Origin of the sequence: Actinorugispora endophytica, from assembly GCF_004363075.1 — a bacterium.
In the GTDB taxonomy this organism is placed as follows: Bacteria; Actinomycetota; Actinomycetes; order Streptosporangiales; family Streptosporangiaceae; genus Actinorugispora; species Actinorugispora endophytica.
In genome coordinates this window covers 61,774-70,888 of record NZ_SNYN01000025.1, presented here as the reverse complement: position 1 = coordinate 70,888, position 9,115 = coordinate 61,774, and the positions used below count along the sequence as shown (strand labels likewise).

The 9,115-nt window shown below is 75.6% G+C and carries 7 protein-coding genes; 1 reads left to right on the top strand and 6 read right to left on the bottom strand.

The genetic code is table 11. The features are described 5' to 3' along the window. Positions 1 to 597: 597 nt before the first annotated feature. Positions 598 to 879 carry a hypothetical protein gene (locus tag EV190_RS20360; protein WP_133743196.1) on the bottom strand — a complete coding sequence of 94 codons (282 nt, stop codon included), beginning with the start codon at positions 877 to 879 and terminating at the stop codon, positions 598 to 600. A 236-nt stretch (positions 880 to 1,115) separates the two neighbouring features. Here EV190_RS20360 and EV190_RS20355 point away from each other — a divergent pair, with 236 nt between their 5' ends. Beyond that, positions 1,116 to 2,084: an acetylxylan esterase gene (locus EV190_RS20355; RefSeq protein ID WP_133743195.1), complete on the top strand. Its 969-nt coding sequence runs from the start codon at positions 1,116 to 1,118 to the stop codon at positions 2,082 to 2,084. A 15-nt stretch (positions 2,085 to 2,099) separates the two neighbouring features. Here the strand turns inward: EV190_RS20355 and EV190_RS20350 are convergent, their stop codons facing one another. From EV190_RS20350 to EV190_RS20330, 5 genes are all read right to left on the bottom strand, one after another. Next, positions 2,100 to 3,095: a pirin family protein gene (locus EV190_RS20350; protein ID WP_133743194.1), complete on the bottom strand. Its 996-nt coding sequence runs from the start codon at positions 3,093 to 3,095 to the stop codon at positions 2,100 to 2,102. 169 nt (positions 3,096 to 3,264) lie between these two features. Beyond that, the gene (locus EV190_RS20345; protein WP_133743193.1) at positions 3,265 to 4,566 is read right to left on the bottom strand and encodes a transporter; all 1,302 of its coding nucleotides are present in this window, start codon (positions 4,564 to 4,566) and stop codon (positions 3,265 to 3,267) included. Positions 4,567 to 4,569: 3 nt separating this feature from the next. Next, positions 4,570 to 5,229 (bottom strand): hypothetical protein, encoded by a 660-nt coding sequence (locus EV190_RS20340; RefSeq protein ID WP_208113261.1) that lies wholly within the window; start codon positions 5,227 to 5,229, stop codon positions 4,570 to 4,572. Then, positions 5,226 to 7,382: a hydantoinase/oxoprolinase family protein gene (locus EV190_RS20335; RefSeq protein ID WP_243742698.1), complete on the bottom strand. Its 2,157-nt coding sequence runs from the start codon at positions 7,380 to 7,382 to the stop codon at positions 5,226 to 5,228. Before EV190_RS20335 ends, EV190_RS20340 begins: the two co-directional genes overlap by 4 nt. Before the next feature lie 107 nt (positions 7,383 to 7,489). Then, complete coding sequence (locus tag EV190_RS20330; protein ID WP_133743192.1) at positions 7,490 to 9,112, bottom strand: FAD-dependent oxidoreductase; 1,623 nt, start codon at positions 9,110 to 9,112, stop codon at positions 7,490 to 7,492. Positions 9,113 to 9,115 lie beyond the last annotated feature (3 nt).

The window sequence follows — 9,115 nt, the reverse complement described above, 5'->3', positions numbered from 1 at the left end:
GGGGGGGGTGGGGGGGGGGGGGGTTTTTGGGGGGGGGGGGGGGGGCGGCCCGCGGGGGGGGGGGGGGGGCGGGCCCCCCCCCCCCCCCCCGACAACGGCCCCCTCACGCGACGGACATCATGGGCGCGGCCCCGGCCCCCACCCGCCGTCGCCGCCCGTTGTGACCCCGTGCTCCGCGTGGCGCGAGGCCGAACGACCCACCCGAAGCACCGGCACGCCGAACCACCCCCGCGCCGGCAACTCCCTAGATGTTCTGTCTCGGGAGGTTGTGGCCGGCCGTCCTCGACCACGCAGCGGGCCGGACGCAGACGGCAGATCTCGGTCGGGGGCGCGTTGCGGTGGGGCATGGGGCCTTGCGGTCGGTGTGGACGTCGCAATCCACACCGAACCCGCAAGGCCCTCACCTGTTCGAGATCCCTCAGCCGAGAGGTGGCTCACCCGTCCACAACCTCCCGAGACAGAACAGCCGGCCCGCGCCCGCAGGGCATCGTGCGCGCCGGCCGACACGGGCCTGCTCTCGGCCGCCTCGCGGACCAGGCCCCCGATCCGGTGCCCGCCTCCAACGACGCGACCTACCGGATCGACTGAGCCGCGGACCTACAGCGGTTCCACCCGGCGGTCGTCGACGCGGTCGAGGAAGCCCCGCCAGAAGTCGCTGGTGGGGTCGACCGTGGTCGGGTGGTCGGGATGGCCGCTCGAGGCCAGGGCCGCGAGGATGCCGGGGACGTGCAGCCCGTCCGCGTTGCACGCGGCGAGCGCCTCCCTCAGGGACTCCACCTCCCCGGGCGACCGGTGGAGGTCGTCCCCCAGGTAGATCTCCGCGTAGTTGACCCCTCGCTCGTAGTCGGACGACGCGGGTCCGACGGGACGGTTGGACATGGCCTTCCTCCCGGTAGTCGCGGCGGCCTCCGCGGCACGCCCCCCTGTCCGACCCGACTACCCGGGGCGGCCCCGGGCAAGCGGCCGGAGGGCGGCCGCAGGGAAAGAGCGGCCCCGGGAAGGCCTCCGGGAGCGCGGCGTGAGAAGGTCGTGGCCGCCGGGCCGCCGCCGGGCGGCCATGACCGACCCCCGTCCCCGCCCCCGCGGGGCGGCCGGTGAACTTCGCGAGGACGCCCGTGCCCCACTTCGACCTTCCCCTGGACCAGCTGCGCGGATACCGCTCGCAGGTCGCCGAACCCGACGGGTTCCAGGAGTTCTGGGACGCCACCCTGGCCCAGGCCCGCGGCTTCGACCTGGACGCGGTCTTCACCCCGGTCGACTCGGGGCTGCGCACCGTCGCCACCTCCGACGTCGTCTTCCGCGGCTTCGCGGGCGCCCCGGTCCGCGCCTGGCTGCACCTTCCCGCCCACCGGGAGGGGCCGCTGCCCGGGGTGGTCGAGTACGCCGGGTACGGCGGCGGGCGCGGGCTCGCCCACGAGAACACGGTCTGGGCCGCGGCCGGTTACGCGCACCTGGTCATGGACACCCGGGGGCAGGGGTCGGGATGGCGCGGCGGCGTCACCGCCGACGCGGCGCCCGAGGCGGGAGACCCGGCCGCCCCGGGCTTCATGACGCGGGGGATCGCGGACCCGGACAGCTACTACTACCGGCGGGTCTTCACCGACGCGGTCCGCGCGGTGGAGGCGCTGCGCGCCCACGACGGGGTGGACCCGGACCGGGTCGCGGTCGCCGGCGGCAGCCAGGGCGGCGGCATCGCCCTGGCCGTGTCCGGGCTGGTGGACGACCTGTCGGCGGTGATGGCGGACGTGCCGTTCCTGTGCGACTTCCCCCGGGCCCTCTCCGTCGCCGACTCCGACCCCTACCAGGAGGTCGTCCGCTACCTCAAGGTCCACCGGGACCGGGTCGACCAGGTCATGCGGACGCTGGCCCACTTCGACGGCTCGGTCATGGCCCGCCGGGCCGCCGCCCCGGCCCTGTTCTCCGTGGGGCTGATGGACGGCGTGTGCCCGCCCTCGACGGTGTTCGCGGCCTACAACGCCTACGCGGGGGCCAAGGACATCGCGGTGTACCCCTACAACGGCCACGAGGGCGGCGCGGAGCACCACCAGGTCGAGAAGTTCCGCTGGCTCGCCGCCACCCTGTGACGGCCGGGGCCGGCGTCAGGGCCGCCGGCCCCGGGGGCGCAGCCGGGCGTTGGGCAGGTCCGGGGCGGGCAGCGCCTCGGACCAGACGGCGGGGAAGTCGCCGAACCGGGCGCCGGGCGTCGGGCCCTCCAGGGACGCGCGCGCCTCGTGCTGCCAGCGCTCGCGCAGGGCCACGACCTCGTCGTGGTCGCGGCCGATGAAGTTCCACCACATCACGATCTCCTCGCCCAGCGGCTCGCCCCCCAGCAGCAGCACGCGCGCCGGGCCGGAGGCGCCCGCCCGCAGGACCAGCTCCGCCGCGCCCGGGGGCAGGTACAGCAGCTCCCCGGCCGTTCCCGGGGTGCCGTCGGCGGTGACGTCCCCGGTGTCCACGAGCACGCCGTATTCGAAGTCCTCCCGGGCCCCGACGGTGAGGGAGGCCCCCGGGTCGAGCGTGATCTCCGCGCCGACCAAAGGCGAGTACGTGCGGACGGGCGAGCTGTGGCCCATGAGCGAGCCGACGAACACCCGGGTGCGCGCGCCGTCGCCGACGAGTTCGGGGGGCGCGTGGTGCTCGAAGGCCGGGGCGGTCCCCCGCGTGGCGTCGGGCAGCGCGACCCACAGCTGGGCGCCGTGCAGGACCGTGGTGGCCGGGGTCGAGTCCTCCGAGTGGGCGATCCCGCGCCCGGCGGTCATGAGGTTCACCTCGCCCGGCCGCACGAAGGAGTGGGTGCCCACGGTGTCGCGGTGCTCGACCTCGCCGCTGAAGAGCCAGGTCACGGTTTGAAGGGCGGTGTGCGGGTGGGGCGGGACGTGCATCCCGCCGGTGGCGGCGACGTCGTCGGGGCCGAAGTGGTCGACGAAGCACCAGGCGCCGATGAGGGAGCGGGAGCGCTGGGGGAGCGTGCGCCGCACGGTCATGGCGCGCGGCCCGCCCAGCGGGACCGCCCGGGGCGAGAGGACCGAGGCCCGCGCGGCGGTCCCGGTCTCCGCGCAGGTGATGACGGACGGTACCGGTTCGGTGTTGCTCATCTGAGCCTCCTCGTGATCACCCCAGTATCCAACGCCGGAGAGGCGGGCCTGGCCCTCGCCCGCCGTCACGCCGCTCCCGTGGCGACCCCGACGCCGGTGTCCCGAAACGGGGGTTTCGGGACACCGGCGTCGGGACGGCCGAGGGCGGCGGCGTGAGAGGCCCGGCGCCTCAGCGCAGGAACAGGAAGGCGGTGAGCAGCAGGCCGCCCACCGCGATCACCCAGGTGTAGGGCAGGGTCGAGGCCATCGCCCGCTCGGGGCGCACCCCCGCGTACTGGGCGCTCCACACCGTCTGCGTGCTGGTCGGGTCCGACACGCCCAGGACCTGGCCGTAGGAGGCCATCAGCCCCAGGACGGCGGGGGTCGGGTAGATCCCGCCCGAGACCAGGACCCCGGCCACGCCCGCGCCCAGCCCGTAGATGTTGAACGGCCCCCGGTACAGGCACAACGGCACCAGCACCGCGAAGACCAGCACGAACAGCAGCGGCCCGGAGGGGCTCAGCGCGGCCACGATCGGGTTGAGCGCGGACACCGCCCCGGGCAGCCGGACCGCCGACAGCAGCATGCCGATGGCGATGAACAGCGCGATCGGCGGCGCGGCCACGTCGAAGGCCTGGTACAGGGTGCGCAGCGCCCGCTCGCCCAGTTGGCGCGGGGGCACCGTGGTCACCAGCGCGTACAGCAGCCCCACGGCCAGCGACGGGATGATCGGCACGTGCAGCCCCAGCGCGAGCGCGATCGGCACGAGGGGCGTGACGAGCGCGTACCAGGGGGCGTCGCCGCGCCGGGCGCGCCGGTCCCGGGCCCCGGACCCCGCCGCGGGGGCCGACGGCGCGCGGACCGCCCAGGCGTGCCGGGCGCCGCGCCTGCGCATCTCGACGACGATGTAGGCCACGCCTCCCAGCAGGGCGATCGGGAACAACCGGATCTGGAAGTGGCGGACCGTCTCGATGGGAACGCCGATCGCGTCGGACAGGAACTGCCACCCGATCAGCTCCAGCGGAAGGCCCGCCGCGATGCCCATGAGGACGGTGCCCGCCGCGACCACCGGGGGCACGCCCACCGCGATCATCGCGGGGATGCCCACCACGCCGGCCAGCATCGCCGCGGGCGCGGACCCGGTGATGCTGCCGCACAGGATCGCCACGCAGAAAACGCCCAGCGCGACCAGGGTGGGGCGCTCGCCGCCGAACTCCACGATCTTGCGGACCAGGGTCGAGGCGATGCCGGTGTCGGCCATCAGCGTGCCCAGCCACGAGCCGAGCAGGATGGCGATCATGGTGGCGGCCAGCATCGGCGCGCCCTCCTGCATGACCGTTCCGGCGACGCTGTTCTCGGCGCCCAGCAGCGAGGCGCCCGACAGCAGCGCGATGGCCACGGCCAGGAAGGTCAGGGCGAACGCTGTGGGGACTTTTCGGGTGAGCATCAGGACGACGCCCACGGCCATGACGGCCAGGATTGCGATACCCATGGGTCAGCCTCCGAGGAGCGCGGGGTAGGGGCGGGGGCGTGCGCGTCCGGCGGACGTGTACGGGAGGGCCTCGGCCAGGCCGAGGGTGAGCAGCATCGGCGACCGGCCCAGTCCGGAGCGACGGTGGGCGACGGTGTGCGCGACGACCTCGTCGGCGCCCGCGACGTGGCCGCGCAGCCGGAACCGGCCCGCGCCCGCGACCCGGTGGTCCAGTCGGCGGCGCAGGTCCCGGGACGGCGCGCCGTGCAGCATCCGGTGCGCGAGCTCGTGCCACACGGCGGCCTCGCGCACCCGCTCGGGCGGGAACCACGCCTCCCAGCCGGCCAGCTCCACGAGGGCGCCGGCCAGCTCCAGGGCGTCGCCGCGCAGGACGACCTCGGAGCTCCGGTGGTGGTACTCGGCGAGCACGATCTCGCCCGCGCCCACCCCGCCGGACGCCTCCCGCACGCGGACCCCGGCGGCGGGGGAGGGCGCGTCGGCCAGTTCGCGCCCCACCTCCACGGCGGTGCGCGCCCACGTCCCGAGGACCCCGTCGGGGCGGTTCTCGTGGGTGGGCGTCGCGCGCAGCAGGCGCGCGCCCAGTTCGGCGTCGCCGAGTCCGGCCAGCGCCGCGCAGCGCCCGGCCAGCGCCGAGGTGTCGCGGTCGAAGGGGGAGGGGGTCACCGCCGCTCCTCCATGACGGCCACCACGGTCTCCCCGGGGGCGCGCGAGCGCAGTTCCGTGGCGGCCAGGGAGAGCAGCTGCTCCTCGTCCAGAACCCCGGACAGGTTGGCGATCCTGGGTCCCACCAGGAGCCACACGGCGGGCGCCCGGGAGCCGCCGTCGCCGTAGCTGGTGCGCTCGTCGACGAGCCGGGCCAGGACCGCCGGGGCGTCGCCGACGGTCATGGGGTCCACGTGGGCGTCGGGGCTGTGCAGCCGGATGACGCCCTCGGCGTCCACGACCCGGACGGGGGTGCGCTCGCGGGCCAGCCAGCGGAGCGGTCCGCGCGGCCGCCGCCGCGCGCCCAGCACCCGGTGGTGCGCGGTCCCGGCCAGTTCGCCGACCTCGTCGGCCGCGACGCCGAGGCTGCGCGCGGCGGCGGCGAGCACCGCCTCGGGGTCGACGACCCCGGCCCGGTCCTTGGCGCGCAGCTCCGTGGCGCCGGTGGCCACGGCGCGGATGAGGTTGCGCCGGGGGTCGACGGTGACGTCCACCTCCACCCCGGCGGGGTCGGCGCCCTGCTCCACGACGGCCTGCTCGGCCTCGGTGCGCGCGGTCAGCACGTCCGAGTGCGTGGGGTTGGGCACGATGCGCTCGACGGACTCGCGCACCAGCGCCAGCGCCACGCCCAGCGGGCTGATGACCTCGCTGTGCGCGCAGATGCGCTGGTCGAGCCCGGTGTCGGCGCCCAGGAACGGGGTGACGGTGGCCGCGCCGCCGCCCCCGCCGACCAGGGTGAGGGCGTCGCGGTCCAGCCGGTAGTCGTCGATGAGGGCGTCCACGACCGCGCGCACCCGCGCGATCGCCCTGGCGAGGACCGCGCGGGCCGCGCCCTCGACGTCGGTGCCCAGTGCCCGGGCCAGCGGCTCCAGGGCCAGGCGGGCCGAGTGCGCGTCGGCGCGGGCGTAGTCGCCCTCGGGCACCACGCCCAGCGCGTTGGCCGCGCACGTCAGGGTCAGGGCGTAGCGGCCGCCGGCCGCCTCCAGCGCGAGGTAGTCGTCGGGGTCGCCCTCACGGGGGCGGACGGTGGCCAACCGGGCGTCGGCCAGGTCGGCCGGGTCGGCGAAGCAGGCGTAGGGCAGCCCCGCGATGTGCGCGCTGCGCGGGCCGACGTCGGTGACCGACCCGCCTCCCAGCCGGATCAGCGACCCGCCGCCCACGCCCACGGTGCGCACGTCCAGGGACGGCAGGTAGGTCTCCTTGTCGCCGAGGCGGGCGTGGCGGACCTGGACGCGGCCGCGCCGGATGACGCTGATGTCGGTGGAGGTGCCCCCGGTCTCCAGGAACACGCCTTCGCTGACCTTCTCGCTCATCAGGGCGCCCGCCACGCCCGCGGCCGGACCCGACAGCACGGTCAGCAGCGGCCGGCCGCGCATCTCCGCCAGCGACATGACACCGCCGTCGCAGCGCATCACCATCAGCGGCGCGGTGATCCCGGCCTTGGCGATGCTCTGCTCGACCAGGTCGGCGGTCTCCAGCATGCGCGGCATGATCCCGGCGTTGAGGACGGCGGTGCGGGCGCGCTTGGCCAGCCCGTAGAGCTGGGTGATCTCGTGGGTGGTGGTCACCGGCACGCCCTGCGCGGCGGCCTCGTCGGCGACCGCGCGCTCGCCCAGGGGGTCGTCGACGCTGAAGGGCTCGACCGCGACCAGAACCTGCGCGCCGTCCTCGAGAACCCGGGTGACGGCCGCGCGCACCTCCTCGGGACGGTCGGGGCTCCTGAGGCCGGTGTAGCGCACCGGGAGGGTGCGTCCGGGGGCGAGCTTGAGGCGGCCCAGGGAGCGCAGCCGCCGGGTGGCCCAGGCGTCGAGGCCGCGTCCCACGCCCACGATCCCGACGGTCGCCACGTCGCCCTCCAGCAGGGCGTTGGTCGCCTGCGTGGTGCCGTGGGCCAGGAAGGTGACGTCGGTGGCGGGCACGCCGACGTCGGCGAGCAGGGTCTCCAGCGCGCTCATGATGCCGTGCGCGACGCCGTCGGGGTGGTCGTGGCTGGTGGGGACCTTCACCTGGCCGAGCAGCTCGTAGGTGCGGGCGCTGACGGCGACGGCGTCGGTGAACGTGCCGCCGACGTCGATGCCGACACGGATCGCGGATGGTCTGGGATGTGGCGTCATGGCCGACACCTCCGGGATGGGCGGGGGACTGCGGTGGGGTGGCCCGCGCGGACCGCGTGGTCGCGGTCCGCGCGGGCGGTGGCGCGGCTGCGCCGCCTCGGGGGCGGTCAGTAGCCGCGGACGTCCGGCCAGTGGCGTTCGACGCCGGTCCGGTCCAGCAGGCGGGTGAACTCGTCCAGGAGCTTGCCGTCCTCGCGCACCTGGTGGGGCCGGACCCCGTGGCCGAGGGCGAACGAGGCCAGGCGGCCGGCGACCTCGCCGATGTTCCACTCGACGGGGTGCAGCCGGAAGCAGCCGTTGGTGATGTGGGTGGTGCCGATGTTCTTGCCCGCGGGCAGCAGGTTGCGCGTCCGCACCGGCAGCAGCGCCCCCAGCGGGATCTCGAAGGGGACGCTGGCGATGTCGACGTAGTTGTCGCCGCCGGTCGAGGGGTGCAGGTCGATGCGGTAGCTGCCCACGCCCACGGAGTCCGGGTGCCGGGTGCCGCCGTAGGGGCCCACGATGTCGAGCGAGACGTCGTGCTCGGTGACGGTGGTGACGGCGCGGATGCGCCGCGACTCCCGCACGTAGGCGGACTTGGCCAGGCCGTCGGCGGTGCCGGTGACGTCGGGGCGCGGGCGCAGCCCCGGGAAGCCGGTCCCGCCGTCGGAGCGGGGCGCCTCGGTCTGGAGCCAGTACAGAACCGACAGCGAGAGCTGGCGGGCCTCCTCGTGCGCCAGGGCGACCGCCTCGGCGTCCACGAGCCCCTCGACCTCCAGGGCGGGCCTGAGCCAGTAGTCGTTGAGCGGCCAGTTCACGAGCGTGATGTCGGAGTCGAACGCGCCGGGCCGGTGCATCCCGCGCGCCAGGATCCGGCGGAAGCCCCACAGCTCCTTGTCCCCGGCGTCGGCGCTCTGGTCGGCGCTGACCGCCAGCGGGTCGGTGTCGGGGTTGGGCTCGAAGGTCCGCTCGACGGGCTCCAGGGTGCGCGGGTCGGGGGCGTTCAGCCCCAGGAGCGGGCCGGGCCAGAAGTCGGGGCGGTAGGAGCGCCAGAAGTCGTACATGCGCGGCCGCTCGATCGTGTGGTCCTCGCCCGGGTGGTACGACATCGCGAAGCAGTAGGTGATGCCCTGCAGGTTCAGCGGGTCGGCCTCCTCGGGGGCGTGCGGTTCCCCGTGCTCCGAGCGGGCCTCGGCCCCGGTGACGTGCTCGACCCCGGCGAGGGGCAGCAGGTCGCCGTTCTCCGTGGCGTCCAGGACGTAGTCGGCGGCGACGGTGGTGCGCTCGCCGCCGGGGCCCTCCAGGGTCACCGACACCACCTCGTCGCCGGAGGTCTCGGCGGCGACCGGGCGGTGCTCCAGCAGGACGGTCAGCCGCCCCGACGCCCGGTGCGGGGCGATGAGCGACTCCAGCACGGCCAGCGCGACCCGCGGCTCGTGGCACAGCTTGCTGACGCGCCCGGCCCCCGGGTTGAGTTCGGCCAGGTCCAGGGCCTCGGCGCGCAGCGGGTAGTGGTGCCGGTAGTAGTCGCGGATGCCCTCGCGCAGCCGGCGGTAGGCGGCGGTCGAGCCGAACCGCTCGATCCACGGGTTCTCGTCGGGCGGCACCGCCTGCGCGGTGAGCTGGCCCCCGATCCAGTCGGTCTCCTCGGTGAGCACGACGCGGTTGCCGGCGCCGGCCGCGGCCAGCGCCGCCGCGACACCGCCCAGCCCGCCGCCGACGACGAGGATTTCGGTTGCGCGATCGGACATGAA